General features: G+C 66.1%; 12 protein-coding genes and 3 pseudogenes. 8 read left to right on the top strand and 7 right to left on the bottom strand.

The annotated features are described in order from the left end of the window. The first annotated feature begins 325 nt into the window (after positions 1–325). From CKO41_RS13155 to CKO41_RS18715, 6 genes and pseudogenes are all read left to right on the top strand, one after another. The gene (locus CKO41_RS13155) at positions 326–1,030 is read left to right on the top strand and encodes a DUF3800 domain-containing protein (protein ID WP_200382617.1); all 705 of its coding nucleotides are present in this window, start codon (positions 326–328) and stop codon (positions 1,028–1,030) included. Beyond that, on the top strand, positions 1,027–1,503 hold the full coding sequence (locus tag CKO41_RS13150) for a hypothetical protein (protein WP_200382615.1): 477 nt from the start codon (positions 1,027–1,029) through the stop codon (positions 1,501–1,503). The genes CKO41_RS13155 and CKO41_RS13150 overlap by 4 nt, the downstream gene beginning before the upstream one ends. Positions 1,504–1,620: 117 nt before the next feature. Beyond that, complete coding sequence (locus tag CKO41_RS13145) at positions 1,621–1,848, top strand: hypothetical protein (protein ID WP_200382613.1); 228 nt, start codon at positions 1,621–1,623, stop codon at positions 1,846–1,848. After that, positions 1,838–2,995, top strand: a complete 1,158-nt coding sequence (locus CKO41_RS13140) for a hypothetical protein (RefSeq protein ID WP_200382611.1) — start codon at positions 1,838–1,840, stop codon at positions 2,993–2,995. The genes CKO41_RS13145 and CKO41_RS13140 overlap by 11 nt, the downstream gene beginning before the upstream one ends. A 683-nt stretch (positions 2,996–3,678) precedes the next feature. After that, positions 3,679–4,215, top strand: a complete 537-nt coding sequence (locus CKO41_RS13135) for an REP-associated tyrosine transposase (RefSeq protein WP_200382609.1) — start codon at positions 3,679–3,681, stop codon at positions 4,213–4,215. Between the two features lie 592 nt (positions 4,216–4,807). Further along, positions 4,808–8,021, top strand: a pseudogene (locus tag CKO41_RS18715) (type I restriction endonuclease subunit R). A gap of 194 nt (positions 8,022–8,215) precedes the next feature. Here the strand turns inward: CKO41_RS18715 and CKO41_RS19160 are convergent. Further along, positions 8,216–8,416, bottom strand: a pseudogene (locus CKO41_RS19160) (hypothetical protein); the annotation flags it as partial. Positions 8,417–8,772: 356 nt separating this feature from the next. Here CKO41_RS19160 and katG point away from each other — a divergent pair. Continuing rightward, a complete protein-coding gene (katG, locus tag CKO41_RS13125) occupies positions 8,773–10,938 on the top strand; it encodes a catalase/peroxidase HPI (RefSeq protein ID WP_200382621.1) in 2,166 nt (721 codons plus the stop codon). 109 nt (positions 10,939–11,047) lie between these two features. Here the strand turns inward: katG and CKO41_RS19155 are convergent. The 4 genes and pseudogenes from CKO41_RS19155 to CKO41_RS13105 all read right to left on the bottom strand — a co-directional run. Then, positions 11,048–11,182 (bottom strand): annotated as a pseudogene (locus CKO41_RS19155) (DUF5615 family PIN-like protein); the annotation flags it as partial. Continuing rightward, positions 11,149–11,406, bottom strand: a complete 258-nt coding sequence (locus CKO41_RS13115) for a DUF433 domain-containing protein (protein ID WP_338115585.1) — start codon at positions 11,404–11,406, stop codon at positions 11,149–11,151. The gene CKO41_RS13115 and the pseudogene CKO41_RS19155, both read right to left, overlap by 34 nt. 408 nt (positions 11,407–11,814) lie before the next feature. Further along, on the bottom strand, positions 11,815–12,432 hold the full coding sequence (locus CKO41_RS13110) for a hypothetical protein (protein WP_200250228.1): 618 nt from the start codon (positions 12,430–12,432) through the stop codon (positions 11,815–11,817). Positions 12,433–12,435: 3 nt separating this feature from the next. Continuing rightward, entirely contained in the window at positions 12,436–13,116 is a 681-nt protein-coding gene (locus CKO41_RS13105) for a hypothetical protein (protein ID WP_200382607.1), read from the bottom strand. A gap of 199 nt (positions 13,117–13,315) precedes the next feature. On the opposite strand from CKO41_RS13105, the gene CKO41_RS13100 reads away from it, so the two are divergent. Next, positions 13,316–14,071 (top strand): phosphodiester glycosidase family protein, encoded by a 756-nt coding sequence (locus tag CKO41_RS13100; RefSeq protein WP_242464314.1) that lies wholly within the window; start codon positions 13,316–13,318, stop codon positions 14,069–14,071. A 23-nt stretch (positions 14,072–14,094) separates the two neighbouring features. Here the strand turns inward: CKO41_RS13100 and CKO41_RS13095 are convergent, their stop codons facing one another. Continuing rightward, positions 14,095–14,613, bottom strand: coding sequence for a PIN domain-containing protein (locus tag CKO41_RS13095; RefSeq protein ID WP_200250225.1), 519 nt, complete (start codon positions 14,611–14,613; stop codon positions 14,095–14,097). Positions 14,614–14,637: 24 nt separating this feature from the next. Further along, positions 14,638–14,970, bottom strand: coding sequence for a DUF7317 family protein (locus CKO41_RS13090; RefSeq protein WP_200250224.1), 333 nt, complete (start codon positions 14,968–14,970; stop codon positions 14,638–14,640). Between the last annotated feature and the right edge of the window lie 569 nt (positions 14,971–15,539).

Genomic DNA, 15,539 nt, shown 5'->3' with positions numbered 1-15,539 from the left:
CGCCGCGCTCATGAAAAACGGAATCGTCCGCTGCGTCAACGGGCTGTAAGAATGGCGAAGGCGTGGCCGCGAAAAGATATCTCGCGCAGAGGCGCAAAGGCGCAGAGAAGAAGAGGAGAAGCGCACTGGTGACATCGATCAATGCTCTTTCTTCACTTTGCGCCTCTGCGTCTCTGCGCGAGCCTCTTCTTGCCAGGTCGCAACAGCGTGCGACATCATGTCGAGGCCGCACCCTCGCCCGAACCCGCGACCTCCTCCTCCCCAAGCTGATGTCCGGCGAGATCCGTCTGCGCGAGGCAGAGAAGACCGCGGAGGCCGCGCTCTGATGAGTGAATACAGCGTCTACTGCGACGAGTCCGGCCATCTCGAGCGAGACGAGATCTCCGTCATGACTTTGGGTGCGCTCTGGTGCCCGTCGGATCAACGCAAGTCGATACGACGGCACATTCGCGAATTGAAGGTGCGGCATGGTCTGCCACCTGGCTTCGAGGTGAAATGGACGAAGGTCTCTCCAGGGCAATTGGACTTTTATCGTTCGCTGGTTCATCTGTTCTTCGGTGACCAGCGCCTGCACTTCCGCGCCGTCGTGGTGCCCGACAAGTCATTGCTTCGACATGGCGATTTTCCGAACCAGGATCACGATCTCTTCTACTACAAGATGTTCTTCCTGGTTCTGAGAGAAATCTTGCGGCAGGGCGATACCTTTCGGATCTATCTGGACATCAAGGATACCCGCGGCCAGCAAAAGGTCGAAAAACTCAGCGAGGTGCTCTGCAACGCGAACTACGATTTCGACCGGAGGATGATCCGAGTCATTCAGCAGGTACGCTCCCACGAGATAGAACAGCAGCAGTTAGCGGATTTGCTCATCGGAGCGGTCGGGTACGCGAACCGGGGGCTCGACGACAGCACGGCGAAGCTGACGCTGGTCCGCGAAATCATGGCGCTGTCCGGTCACACCCTGACGCGTAGCACGTTGCCATCAGAGCGGAAGTTCAACGTGCTGCGGTGGGAGGCCCGCGGTCCGTGAGCCAGCCGCCGCCTCTGGAGGTCTTCTCCGGCGACTGGCCGACCTACGAAGATCGCATCTATGAGGTCTATTTGGACTCATTGGTGCGCAAGCCGGTGAGCTTTGCGGGCCGCATCGTCAAGTGTCAGTACAGGCCCGCTACCAGAGGCAAAGGGTTCGGCTTCTGGCACCTGATCTCGGAAGGGTCGACAGAGGACGAGCGCACGCCCGATCTGCGTCGATGCGAGCGTGTCGGCTGGGTCGCCTGGCTGATCAGCAACGCGGAGGCAGAGGGTGTGCGCTGGTGGCGGAACCAACGAGGACGGGCGGTGCGGGTAGTGATCTGGATCGAGGCTGAAAGCTTCGCTGTCGTGCTCGAAGAACGGCCGGGCTTCTATCTGCTGAAGACGGCGTACTGGGTGAAACGCCATCGGGCCGAGGATTTCCGCCGGGAGCACGCGGAGTACTGGACACGCAACCCTAGAAACGGCTAGCCCCGCGCAGCGTCGCCGCTGCACGGGGCCGGATGCTCCTTCTGCGCCTGGCAGATGAGTACGGTGGTGAGTATTGGGATCTCCGGCTGTTTTGTCAAATATTGAACGGAGCGATCGATGGCCGCTGTGACCGAGTCCCACGTCGAGCAGGCCGCCTTGTCCTGGCTGGAGGGGCTCGGCTATGCCGTCCTGCACGGCCCCGATATCGCCCCGGAAGGGCGGGCGCCCGAGCGGGAGAATACGACGACCGTCACGGTCCACCTTCCTCGTGAGCAACGTTTCGGCCCGGCCGCATTGCAGGCATTGATGCGCGGGGTCGGCCAGGGGCCGATCGATGAGACTTGAGCTGACCGACCAAACCGCGCTGCGCCGACTCCCTTGGGCCGATCTCAAGGCGTATCTCGACGCCCAGGGGTGGCACCTGACCGAGCGCATCGGCGACAAGGCGCTGGTCTATGTGCCGGGTGGCGCAGCGGCCGAGCCGGTGGAGATCCTGGTGCCGACGCGCGACGACCTCGGCGACTACGCGTCGCGCATGGCGGAGGCGGTGCAGACCCTCGCCGAGCGGGAGCAGCGCTCGGCGCTCGCCGTCTACAGCGACATCACGACGTCGGGCTTCGATGTCGTGCGCCTGCGTGCACCCGGCGAGGACGCCGACGGCGCCATCGCGATCGAGGATGGCGTGACGCTCTATCGCGAGGCCGAGAATCTGATGCTGTCCGCTGCCTGCGCGGCCGTGGACACGCGGCGTAATTACCACCTGCGCAAGGTGACCGAGGCGACGGACTATCTCAAGTCGGTGCGGCTCGGCCCCAGCGAGCGCGGCAGCTATGTCCTGACCATCTTCTCGCCGGTTCAGCCAAGGCTCGGCGGCCAGCAACGGCTCGAGCTCGGGGACGAGCCCTTTTCGCGGATGGTGACGCTGCGCCTCGCCGATGCCCTCGCGGCGGCGAGGCGCGCCGCCGACTCGGCCGTCGCCGACAATGCCTTCGATCCGTTCGACGCGGCCGTGGCCGAGGGCGTGAGCGCGAACCTGTGCGAGGCGGTCGCGCGGCTCGCCGAGGCCGCCCGCGGCATCGAGATCGGCCTGACCTGGGCACGCACCCGCCCGGCCGGCCGGCGCAATCAACGCTTCCAGTTCCGCCGCGAGGTCGCGGAGGTCCTGCGGGAGGCGGCCAGCGTCTTCCGCCGATCCGAACCGCACACGGATGAGCGCCTGACCGGCTTCGTGATCGCACTGGATCGTCCGGTCGAGCAGTTCGACGGCAGCGCCACCCTGCGGATCCTGCTCGGCGACAAGCCGAGGCGCGTCCGCGTGCACTTCGAGCAGGCCGTCTATCCGCAGGTGATCCGCGCCTTCCAGGAGAAGCTGGTCCTCTCGCTGGTGGGCGACCTGTATCCGGTTGGCCAACGATGGGAGCTACGCAGCCCGCGGGAAATCCGGGTCGAGGAGGACCAGGATACCGATGCCGTCGGCGGTAGGTCGGGTTAGGCGCGCGGGCACGGCCTTTTATGCGAAAGAAGGGGTTGTACGCGCCGTAACCCGACATCGGGCCTCGGTGGGTGCCGCGTTGCCGGCTGTCGGGTTACGCCCCGCGGGGCTAACCCGACCTACGACCATCGCTGGTGGGCGACCTGTATCCGGTTGGCCAACGATGGGAGCTACGCAGCCCGCGGGAAATCCGGGTCGAGGAGGACCAGGACACCGATGCCGTCGGCGGTAGTCGGGTTAGGCGCGCGGGCACGGCCTTTTATGCGAAAGAAGGGGTTGTACGCGCCGTAACCCGACAGCGGCCTCAGTGGGCGCCGCGTGGCTGGCCGTCGGGTTACGCCTTGCGGGGCTAACCCGACCTACGACCATCGCTGGTGGGCGACCTGTATCCGGTTGGCCAACGATGGGAGCTACGCAGCCCGCGGGAAATCCGGGTCGAGGAGGACCAGGACACCGATGCCGTCGGCGGTAGGTCGGGTTAGGCGCGCCGGCCCGGCCTTCTATGAGAAAGAAGGGGTTGTGCGCGCCGTAACCCGACATCGGGCTCAGTGGGTGCCGCGTCGCCGGCCGTCGGGTTACGCCCCGCGGGGCTAACCCGACCTACGGCCCCGGCGCATATCGGCACGGCCGCGTCGGGTTAGCGCAGCGTAACCCGGCGCGGCGTCAGCGGGAGGGAACCGAGCATGCGATATCGCCGTGCCGTCGTCGCCGGAGGCACCTATTTCTTCACGCAGGTGACCGAGCAGCGCCGACCGATCCTCACGGTGCCCGGGGGCATCGATTGCCTGCGGGCGGCGTTTCGCGAAATCCGGCAGAAGCACCCGTTTCGAATCGAAGCGATCGTGGTCCTGCCCGATCACCTGCACTGCATCTGGACCTTGCCCGAGAACGACGGCGACTACGCGGGTCGTTGGCGTCTGATCAAGACCTGGTGCACCAAGCATTGGCCGGCCCCTGTGCCGGAGGCCTCGGACGCCACCCGCCGGGCGCGGGGCGAGCGAGGTCTCTGGCAGCGCCGTTATTGGGAGCACACGATTCGCGATGAGCGGGACTTCCAGCGCCACTTCGATTACGTGCATTACAATCCGGTCAAGCACGGTTACGCCGCCTCGCCCGCGACCTGGCCCTATTCGAGCTTCGCGCGTGCTGTGCGGGCAGGCATCTATGAGCCGGATTGGACCTGTACCGATCGCGATCTCGATGGGATCGGGTGCGAGTGAGCTGGGCGGTCGGGTGGCGTTTGGACGGGTCGCGCCTTCGGCGTATTGGGTTACGCTGCGCTATCCCGACCTACGACTATCGCTGGTGGGCGACCGATATTCGGTTGGCCAACGATGGGAGATACGCAGCTCGCGTAGGTCGGGTTAGGCGCGCTGGCACGGGCTTCTATGAGGAAGAAGGGGCTGTGCGCGCCGTAACCCGACAGCGGCCTCCGTGGGCGTCGCGTGGCTGGCCGTCGGGTTACGCCCTAAGGGGCTAACCCGACCTACGGCCCTACGCAGCCCGCGGGAAATCCGGGTCGAGGAGGACCAGGACACCGATACCGTCGGCGGTAGGTCGGGTTAGGCGCGCGGGCACGGCCTTTTATGCGAAAGAAGGGGTTGTGCGCGCCGTAACCCGACAGCGGCCTCCGTGGGTGCCGCGTGGCTGGCCGTCGGGTTACGCCCTGAGGGGCTAACCCGACCTACGACCGACGAGCTTGATGATCACAGGTGCACGACAAGCCGTCTTGTCGATCATGGATCGCGTTTGATGATCGACAAAGGCCCTGGCCGCGCATCGATGCACGACAACCATTGAATGGAGCGATCGATGGCCGCTGTGACCGAGTCCCACGTCGAGCAGGCCGCCTTGTCCTGGCTGGAGGGGCTCGGCTATGCCGTCCTGCACGGCCCCGATATCGGCCCGGAAGGGCGGGCGCCCGAGCGGGCGAGCTACGGCGATGTGGTGCTGGTGGCGCGCCTGCGCGCGGCGCTGGCCCGGCTCAACCCGCACCTGCCGCCCGAGGCCCTGGAGGAGGTGGTGAAGCAGGTCCAGCAGACGGCGACGCCCTCGCTCGTCGAGGAGAACCGGCGCCTGCACCGGCTGCTCGTCGAGGGCGTGGACGTCGAGGTCCCGCGCGCCGATGGCAGCATCGGTGGCGACAAGGCCCGGCTGATCGACTTCGATGAGCCCGGGAACAACGATTGGCTCGCGGTCAATCAGTTCACCGTCATCGAGTACCAGGGCCACCGCCGCCCGGACCTGGTGGTCTTCGTCAACGGCCTGCCGCTCGGCGTCCTGGAGCTGAAGAACCCAGGCGCCGAGCACGCGACCATCGAGGGGGCGTTCAACCAGCTCCAGACCTACAAGGATCAGATCCCGGCGCTCTTTCGCACCAATGCCGTGCTGGTGACCTCCGACGGCCTCCAGGCGCGCCTCGGCTCGCTGACCGCCGACCGCGAGCGCTTCATGCCTTGGCGCACGGTCGACGGCCGAGCGATCGCCCCGAAGGGCGCGCCGGAGCTCGGGACGCTGCTCGAAGGGGTCTTCGAGCGGGCGCGCTTTCTGTCGCTGCTGCGCGATTTCACGGTCTTCGCCAACGGCGGCGCGGGCCTCGTCAAGATCATCGCCGGGTATCACCAGTTCCACGCCGTGCGCCACGCGGTCGCGCAGACCATCGCCGCCGCGCGGCCCGACGGCGATCGGCGCATCGGCGTCATCTGGCACACCCAGGGCTCGGGCAAGAGCCTGCTGATGGCCTTCTATGCCGGGCGCATCATCGCGGAGCCCGCCCTGGCCAACCCGACCATCGTCGTCATCACCGACCGCAACGACCTCGACGACCAGCTCTTCGGTACCTTCGGCCAGTGCCAGGACCTGTTGCGCCAGGCCCCGCAGCAGGCCGACAGCCGCGAGGCGTTGCAGCGGATGCTGCGCCGGCCGTCCGGCGGGGTGATCTTCACGACCATCCAGAAGTTCGCGCCCGCGAAGGGTGAGCGCGACTATCCGGTGCTGACCGAGCGGCGCAACGTCGTCGTGATCGCCGACGAGGCGCACCGCAGCCAGTACGGCTTCAAGGCCAGGGTCGAGCGCCAGACCGGCGAGATGGCCTACGGCTTCGCCAAGCACCTGCGCGATGCCCTGCCGAACGCCTCCTTCATCGGCTTCACCGGTACGCCGATCGAGCAGGAGGACGTCAATACGCCCGCCGTCTTCGGCGAGTACATCGACATCTACGACATCAACCGCGCCGTCGAGGACGGGGCGACGGTGCCGATCTACTACGAGAGCCGCCTGGCCCGCATCGAGCTCGACGAGGCGATGCGTCCGATGATCGACGACGAGATCGCCGAGCTGACCGAGGACGAGGCCCTCTCCGAGCAGGAGCGCCTCAAGCGCAAATGGGCGAGCATCGAGGCCGTGGTCGGCGCGCCGAGCCGCCTCGCGCGGGTCGCCGCCGATCTGGTGCAGCACTACGAAGACCGGGTGCAGGCGATGGACGGCAAGGCGATGATCGTCTGCCTGAGCCGGCGCATCTGCGTGGCGCTCTACGACGAGATCGTCCGGCTCCGCCCGGACTGGCACAGCGACGATGACGAGTGCGGCACCATCAAGATCGTGATGACGGGCGCGGCCGCCGATCCCCCGGCATGGCAGCGGCATCTGGGCGGGCAAGCCCGCCGCGACCTGATGGCCAAGCGGGCGCGCGACCCCGCCGATCCGCTCAGGCTCGTCATCGTGCGCGACATGTGGCTGACCGGCTTCGATGCCCCCTGCATGCACACCATGTACATCGACAAGCCGATGCAGGGCCACGGCCTGATGCAGGCCATCGCCCGCGTCAACCGGGTCTTCCGCGACAAGCCCGCGGGGCTCGTCGTCGACTACATCGGCATCGCCCAGAACCTCAAGGCCGCGCTCAGCCAGTATTCCGACAGCGACCGCCGCCAGGCCGGGATCGACGAGGCCGAGGCCGTCGCCGTCCTCATCGAAAAGGTCGAGATCGTCCGCGACCTGTTCCACGGCTTCGACTACCTGCGCGGCCTGACCGGGACGCCTCAGGAGCGGCTCGGCGTCCTCGCCGCGGCCATCGAGTGGGTCCTCGAGACGCAGCAGCAGGCCGCGGCGCGGGAGGCCACCGAAGAGGGCAAGAGGCGCGCGCACCGCCGCTTCGCCGATGCGGTGCTGGCCCTGTCGAAGGCCTTCGCGCTGGCCGCCGCCAGCGACCAGGCGCGGGCGATCCGCGACGAGGTCGGCTTCTTCCAGACCGTGCGCGCGGCCCTCGTCAAGAGCGCCCCCGGGGCCGGACAGACGGGCCAGGAGCGGGAGCTGGCCATCCAGCAGATCGTCAGCCGCGCCGTGATCTCGACCGAGATCGTCGACATCCTCGCCGCCGCCGGCCTGCAATCGCCGGACATCTCGATCCTCTCCGACGAGTTCCTCGCCGAGGTCCAGGGGATGGAGAAGAAGAACCTCGCGATGGAGGCCCTGCGCAAGCTCCTGAACGGCGAGATCCGCTCCCACGGCAAGGCCAACGTCGTGCAGACGCGGGCCTTCTCCGAGCGCCTCGAGGCCGCGATCGCCCGCTACCACAACAACGCCATCACCACGGCCCAGGTCATCCAGGAGCTGATCGATCTGGCCAAGGACATCCGCGCCGCCCGGCAGCGCGGCGAAGAGCAGGGACTCACGCAGGACGAGATCGCCTTCTACGACGCGCTCGCCGAGAACCAGAGCGCGGTCGAGGTCATGGGCGACGATCAGCTCCGCGTCATCGCCCAGGAGCTCCTGAACAGAGACGGCCGGTCACTTCAGACAGTGCCCGCTGCAAAATCAGCTCCGCGTCATCGCCCAAGAGCTCCTGAACAGCCTGCGGCAGAACGTCAGCATCGACTGGGCGCACCGCGAGCCCGCGCGGGCGCGGATCCGCGTCCTCGTCAAGCGCATCCTGCGCAAGTACGGCTACCCGCCCGACCTCCAGGACGCGGCGGTGCAGACGGTCTTGCAGCAGGCGGAGGTGCTCTCCGAGCGGTGGGCGGCCTAATCTCGGTCGCGGTGCGATCCCGTCGGGCGGGTGAGGCGCGCTGGCAAGGCGGCCGCCGACAAGAACAGGCTGGCGTGCGCCGTAACCCGACAGCGACCACGTGGGGCGCCGCGTCGCTGGCCGTCGGGTTACGCCCTGAGGGGCTAACCCGACCTACGGCCCCCGGCGAACATCGGCACGGCCCGAAGGTCGGGCTAGGCGCACTGGCAAGGCGGTCGCCGACAAGAACAGGCTGGCACGCGCCGTAGCCCGACAGCGACCTCGGCCGGCGTGCAGATCCGAAGGTCACCGAGGCGCGGTTCGCCCAGCCGGAGATCTCGGACGTCGTGGGTCACGATCGCCTCGGCATGGGCGGCGATGGCGAGCTCGATCAGGTGGTTGTCGCCTTCATCCGTCCGATTGGGTTGCCAGCCCTACGGGTGCAAGCCTGCGAAATTCCCGAGACCGCACGCCGCGGCCTGCCGCCCGCGCGGGGTAGGAGCCCGCTTGCGGGCGATCTGCGCCGCTGCGCGCGACCTGATCGGCTCTTACGGATCGTGCCAGATCGCCAGGGCAGGATCGGTGAGACGATGGGGTGTCGGCCATCGTCACGCCTGATGGCGACAATCGAAAAATACGATGGAGTCCTCGTGTTCAATGCGGCGGAGACGATGATAGATTGGTCTCGCACCGATAATCCCTACACGAGGAGGGCATGATGCCGAGAGTTGGCAAAACGACACCGTTCCTTGCCGCGGTGGCGATCGCCGCCATGGCGGCCGGTCCGGCGGGTTCCGCCGAGACCATGGGGCAGGCGCGGCCGAACCAGTTCTGGTGGCCGGATATGCTCGACCTGTCACCGCTGCGCGATCACGACCCGAGGTCCAACCCCTACGGCGCGGACTTCGACTACGCGGCGGCCTTCGCGAGCCTCGACCACGCGGCCCTGAAGGCGGATCTCCGCAAGCTGATGACCGAGTCGCAGGCCTGGTGGCCAGCCGACTGGGGCCACTACGGACCCCTGTTCATCCGCATGTCCTGGCACGCCGCCGGCACCTATCGCATCGCCGACGGCCGCGGCGGGGCCGGGGGCGGTCAGCAGCGTTTCGACCCGCTGAACAGCTGGCCCGACAACGCCAACCTCGACAAGGCGCGGCGCCTGCTGTGGCCGATCAAGCAGAAGTACGGCCGTAGCATCTCCTGGGCCGACCTGATCGTCCTCGCGGGCACGGTCGCGATGGAGGACATGGGCTTCAAGACCTTCGGCTTCGCCTACGGCCGGGAGGACGACTGGGAGCCGGATCTCGTCTACTGGGGGCCGGAGGCGGACATGATGGGCAGCGACCGGTTCCACGGCGACGGTCAGCTGGAGAATCCGCTGGCCGCCACGACGATGGGGCTCATCTACGTGAACCCGGAAGGCCCGAACGGCAGCGGCGACCCCCTTGCCGCCGCCGAGCATATCCGCACCAGCTTCGGCCAGATGGCCATGAACGACGAGGAGACCGTCGCCCTGATCGCCGGCGGCCACACCTTCGGCAAGGTCCACGGGGCGCACGCCCCCGCCGACTGCGTGGGGCCCGAGCCGGCCGGCGCTGACATCGCGGAGCAGGGGCTCGGCTGGGTGAGCACGTGCGGCAAGGGCAACGCGGAAGACACGGTCACGAGCGGCCTGGAGGGCGCCTGGACCGCGGCCCCGACGAGCTGGACGATGATGTACCTGCAAAACCTGCTCAACTTCGAGTGGGAGCAGACGCGCAGCCCGGCCGGCGCCATCCAGTGGGTGCCGAAGGACGGTCAGGCCGGGGGCACGGTGCCTGACGCCCATGTCGCGGGGCTGCGTCACGCGCCGATCATGCTGACGACCGACCTGTCGCTGAAGGAAGACCCCAAGTATCGGGAGATCTCGGAGCGCTTCCTGGCGAACCCGGCCGAGTTGGAGCTGGCCTTCGCCAAGGCCTGGTTCAAGCTCACCCATCGCGACATGGGGCCGACGGCCCGCTACCTGGGCGGCGAGGTGCCCGAGGAGGCGCTGCTCTGGCAGGACCCGATCCCCGTCGTCGACCAGCCGCTCGTCAACGAAGATGACATCCGCGCCCTCGAGGCCGAGGTCCTCGACTCCGGCCTGACGGTGTCGGAACTGGTGCGCACCGCCTGGGCGGCCGCCGCCAGTTACCGCGGTAGCGACATGCGCGGCGGGGCGAACGGCGCGCGGCTGCGGCTCGCGCCGCAGAAGGACTGGCCGGTGAACGATCCGGAGGAGCTGGCCAGGGTCCTCGCCACCCTCGAGGAGATCCAGCAGGGCTTCAACGCCGGCAGCGAGAGACAGGTGTCGCTCGCGGACCTGATCGTGCTCGGCGGCGCTGCGGCGATCGAGAAGGCCGCGAAGGATGCGGGCCACGAGGTGACGGTGCCCTTCACGCCGGGTCGCGCCGACGCGACCGCCGAGCAGACCGACGTCGAGGCCTTCGCCGTGCTGGAGCCCAAGGCGGACGGCTTTCGCAACTACTACAGCGACGAGGCGTATCTGCCCCCGGCCGAGAGCCTGGTGGACAAGGCCGACCTGCTGACCTTGACGGTGCCTGAGATGACGGCGCTGGTCGGCGGCCTGCGGGCGCTCGACGCCAACACCGGCGGCCTGAAGCACGGGGTCCTCACCGACCAGCCCGGCACGTTGACCAACGACTTCTTCGTCAACCTGCTCGACATGTCGACGGTCTGGGCGAAGTCGGACGAGGAGGGCGTCTACGAGGGTCGTGACCGCGCCACCGGGGAGCCGAAGTGGACGGCCACCCCGGTCGACCTGATCTTCGGCTCCAACGCCGAGCTGCGCGCAGTCGCCGAGGCCTATGCGGCCGCCGACGCGGAGGAGCTGTTCGTGCAGGACTTCGTCGCCGCCTGGGCCAAGGTGATGGGCCTGGACCGGTTCGACCTGTAGACGGTAGGCGCCCGGAGGCCGAGCGCGGGGCGGCGCGAGCTGCGCCGCCCCGCGCAGGTGGGGCTCGCTCCGGACGCCCTGGGCGGTGATCGGATGGAAGAAGCCGCTGTTCCTCGCGGGCGGCTCGCCAGATCCGATCATCCGTGTGCCCGGTCAAGGGCTCATCGGGGACTGTGTCGGCCTGGTGCCCATAACGCTCCAGGATGCCGATCAGTCGCGTCGGCAGGTTTTCATCGAGCTTGATCCTCCGGCCACCGCCGGTAGTCCCGCGGGCGGCAGACCCTCCTCTGCGGAGAGGGCGGCAAAGGCGATGACGGCGCGGATCGAGTCACGGCTGAGAGTCGGGAAATCCTGCAAGAGCTCCTCGGTGTCGATGCCTTTCGCCAAACTGGCCAGGACCGTTCTCACCGTGACGCGGGTCCCGGTTACGACGGGCTCGCCACCGCAAATCGCGGGATCACGCGTGATATAGGGCTGAATGGTTCATGGGCATGATCTTCTCCTTGGAACAGAGGGTCACGCCTTGTTCGCAATTTCGACCGAGACACCCTTCATGACATAGGGTCGGCCGAAAAAACCACGTAATATCAGTTGTTTGTAGTGGTCTTGCGGGCGAAAGATTCGTTCGGTGGCCGGAGTTATGAGCAAGGCCGGCGCGGCATGCAATCGATATGGATGCGTGTGCGGCGGGGGTGGCCGGTACGTTAGCAATTGAGCTCACCCCTCGCGCATCCTTCAGATGGAAGGGAGAGGGTTCAGACCCCAGGGCAATCGCATTAATGGTGGCTATATAGCTTCCCGATCAATGCCTTGCATGATCTGTGATTGTTGCGCACTGTAAGGCATTTATTTGTAGGGCTGTGCGATGGGCCTAGCTCAGCTTCCTATAATCTGACGCAAGGCTTCTTCTGCCGTTTTCTGCATTCGGGTGCAGTCGATTTCGGTGGTTGCATTGGGGTCGATGGCCGGAAAGGCATCCTTCTTGGTTTTGTACCAACCGTCGAATTCTGATTCTGACTGTTCCCATTCCGCCGGCAGGGCGATCTCTTTGGGATTGCCCTCTGCATTCCAGGACGCCAGGCTGATGTAAATGACAAGTTGATTCTTGACTACGTCGATTTCGACGTGGGTGTCAATCGAGGTGTTTTCGTCGTTGGGATGGTAATGCGTCCGGTACAGGCCAGAGTACCATAGGGTCTCGAGAGAGGGAGCGTTATCTGCCTCCTGCATCTCGTCAATGGTCCATGGCTCGGTCACGCTGCAGGCTTCCAGTGCCGGCTTCCAGATCGCATTCCAGATATCAAGGTAGAAGATGGCAAAATCGGTGTGGATTGTTGCTGCAGCGAGTACGCTCTGGTAGTAAGAGCGAAGTTCATCCCACTCCAGATGATCCGGCAGGTAGCCTTTGCTCTGTTCGGAAAGGGTATCGATTGCGGTGCGAACCCCACGGGAAGCACAATAACTCTTGACGCTTTCGGCAATCACGATCTTCATCGTCTAGACTCCTGTGGCGCGTCGAAACATGGTTCGGCGGAAGAATCGGTACTGCTCGTCATCGATTTTTGCGGGGGTGGCCTGCATGTTTACCTCCAGGCGACGCAGCAACGTGTGCCACGACAGCACTTTCCACTTGCAATACTCGGCCCGGATATTTCGGTGCCTGATGGGGTCGGGAGCGATGAAGAACAATGAGTAGGCATCGTAATTCTCCTTTGTCCATGATTCGATGTCGTCGAGTTGACCCTCTGTTGCGCGATGTTCGAATTTGAACTCCAAGACCGCTGCCTCTCGCGTTCCGTGTCGCACCATTTCGATCAGCAAATCGATGCGCCGCGGTTTCTTTCGGAAGGTGATAGGATGTTCCGCAATGATTTGCAGGCAATCCGCGCTGGTGGCGTTGCTTGGGTTGGCTCCAATCAGGTCGAAGAGCGTTTTCACGAAGACCGTGCATCGGTCGTTTGTACTCGATTCGGCTCTGGGATCGAGATAGTTGCACAGGGTCTCCGTTACCTGTCGCTCAAGCAATCGTCCTCCCCAATCGAGCGGCTCCATGCTGAAGGCGTGCCGGGGCGATTCGATGTCGCCGTAAAAGCGTTTGATTTCCTGCTTGAGTGCAGTCCAGGGATGTACGGGCGTCGCCGCGAGACTTGGCATGGCGCTGGTGAGGCGATTGGTCAAGAGATCGAAGTACCAAGTAGCCGGGTCAGAATTCCATCTATTTCTAGGCGCTTGCGAGAGTGTTCTGAGGTTAGGGTCCATGAAGGTTACTCTGACACTTACAGGGGAAAGGGGTCGGGCCATGAACTCACAGTGGCGCACGCGCAGGTCTTTCGGCCCTGCTCACACATCCCGAGTCCTGTTGCTCTGGTGCCTCCTGTTGTCCGTCTCCAGCGCGCTCGCCGTCGACTGGATCCCGGCCGGGGAGTCGGAGCGACAGGACATCAGCGCCGACCTCGCCTACTCCAAACGCACCGCGGTGCGCCCGTCGGATGGCAAACGGGTCACCGCTCACCTCGCCTTCTTCACCTCGCGGGCGTTCCGCCTGGAGGTGATCGATCTGGGGGAGCGCCCGGAACCGGCTCACCCGACGCTGGAGGCGGCCTTTCGCGCCGAGGGCTGCGTTGCCGGGGTCAACGGCGGCTTCTTCCATCCGGATTGGCAGCCGTTGGGGCTGGTGATCTCCAAAGGACAGCGGATCCATCGTTTCGAGACCGCGAAGATCCTGAGCGGCCTGATCTACAGCGACGACCGCGGCATCTACCTGGTGCGGCGGGGCCGCTTCCAAGATCACCCGCAGATCCGCGCCCTGCTTCAGACCGGCCCCTTTCTCGTGGAACACGGACGCCCGGTGAGGGGCCTGTCCGCCACCGATCCGAGACGCCGCACCTTCATCGCCACGGATTGGCGCGGACACTGGGTCATCGGTGCGACCGCGAGTAGTCTCACCCTCGCCGAGCTTGGCGAAGGCCTCGCCTCCCCGGGTGCCCTGACGCCCTGGCGGGTCGATCGTGCGATCAACCTCGACGGCGGATCCTCGACCGGCTTCTTCTTCGATCGCGGCCCCGGTCGGGACCCGGTGACCCTGGAGCCTTGGAAACCCGTCAGGAACCTGCTCGGCATCTGTGCGCGTTGACCCGGCCGCGCGCGCCAGGCGCCTCATTGGCCCGGTCGATGCGGCTCCCCGGCCAGGCGCAAGACCTCAGCGACCAGCGCGTCGGAGAGCCGGTAGCCTTGCCGCGCAAGGGCGGACAACACCGACCCGACAGACGCCAGCCGACCGCGCTGCTTGGCGGCCAGCAGCACGCCGGCCAATCCGGCGATGGGAATTCCCAGGCGCCGGGCAATCTGTCGCCCTCGGCGCTCATCGATCAGCAGGAAGCGACATCGCATCTCCCGAGCGAGCACGATGGCCGCTGACTCCCCGGCATCGAGCGACAGACTCAAACGGGCCAAGTCCGCCTCGCAGCCGGGAGGAAGCGCCCGCGGCTCGATGACAGCCTTGGCGAGTGCCGCCGCCAAGACTCGCGCCCCGGGTCGATCGGAACCCACGCACAGCTCGGCAAGCACGGCCTCGGGAACCACCACGGATCCGTAGAGCTCGAACAGCAGCGACAGGCGCTCGATCCGGGCCAGGGCGATCAGTGGCCCGGCGTCCGCGACGACGACCCTGTTCATCGCGATCCGCGCGTCAAGCCGCCCTCACGAGGCGGCGTCCAACTCATCCGCCAACTCCTCGGCCGGATAATCCACGGCCGCCACGCCGAGCGATCCCAGCAGATCGATGAACCCATCCAGCGAGAGCCCCGCCACCTTTGCGGCCTGGGCGAGCGTCAGTTGGCGGTTCTCGAACAGGGTCAGTGCCAAGGTGCGATGCACGCCTTGGTCGAGCAACCGTCGGTCGAACGGCACGGCGAGGATCGCCGGGCGGCCATGTTTCGTGATGAGCGCGAGCTGTCCGAGTTCGGCGTCCCTCAGCAGATCGCCCGAGCGGGTACGCAGATCCCGAACGGAGAAGACATCGAGCGTTTCCATCGGGTGCCTCGTATTGATGTGCCTACGAAGCGTAGCACAAAAGCGGTCGCACGCCGCCGCGAGCCGTTCCGGCGAACGACCCGACCTGGTGACGGAAATCGCCTCAGTTCGCGGGGAAGGTTTGCAGGGGCTTCCTTCTCGCACTCTGGGGGCCTGACCCTGTGTTCTCTGCTACCCAGGGCTCTTGGGCGCTGTTCCTCGGCACCAACAATGCGCCTAGTCCGCCAGGGCCGCCTCCGTCATGGCGTCGTCCGCGCCGGATGCGCCTGCACCATCCTGAGCTCGCCGGAGGACTAGTCATCGCACAAGGCCCGCTTGGCTTGGCCGAGCTGTTCGGCGCCAATCTTTGCCGAGCAGGGCCGCGATGCGGGCGAGCCGCTCGGCGTCGATGAGATCCGCAAGGGCGGGGGTGCTCGCTTTATCGCACCCCGCCGGTCGCTGACGTCTCCCCTTGTCGAGAAGGGGAGAAAGATGCCACGAGGCCAGACTGGGTCCCATCTCCCTTTCTGATTTGCAATACGCTTCAGCCGAACCGAGATCCGATCGAGAAACCGTTTTTCGGGCTACGC

The organism is Thiococcus pfennigii (genome assembly GCF_016583835.1).
Lineage (GTDB): Bacteria > Pseudomonadota > Gammaproteobacteria > Chromatiales > Chromatiaceae > Thiococcus > Thiococcus pfennigii.
This window is presented reverse-complemented; position numbering and strand designations above follow the sequence as displayed.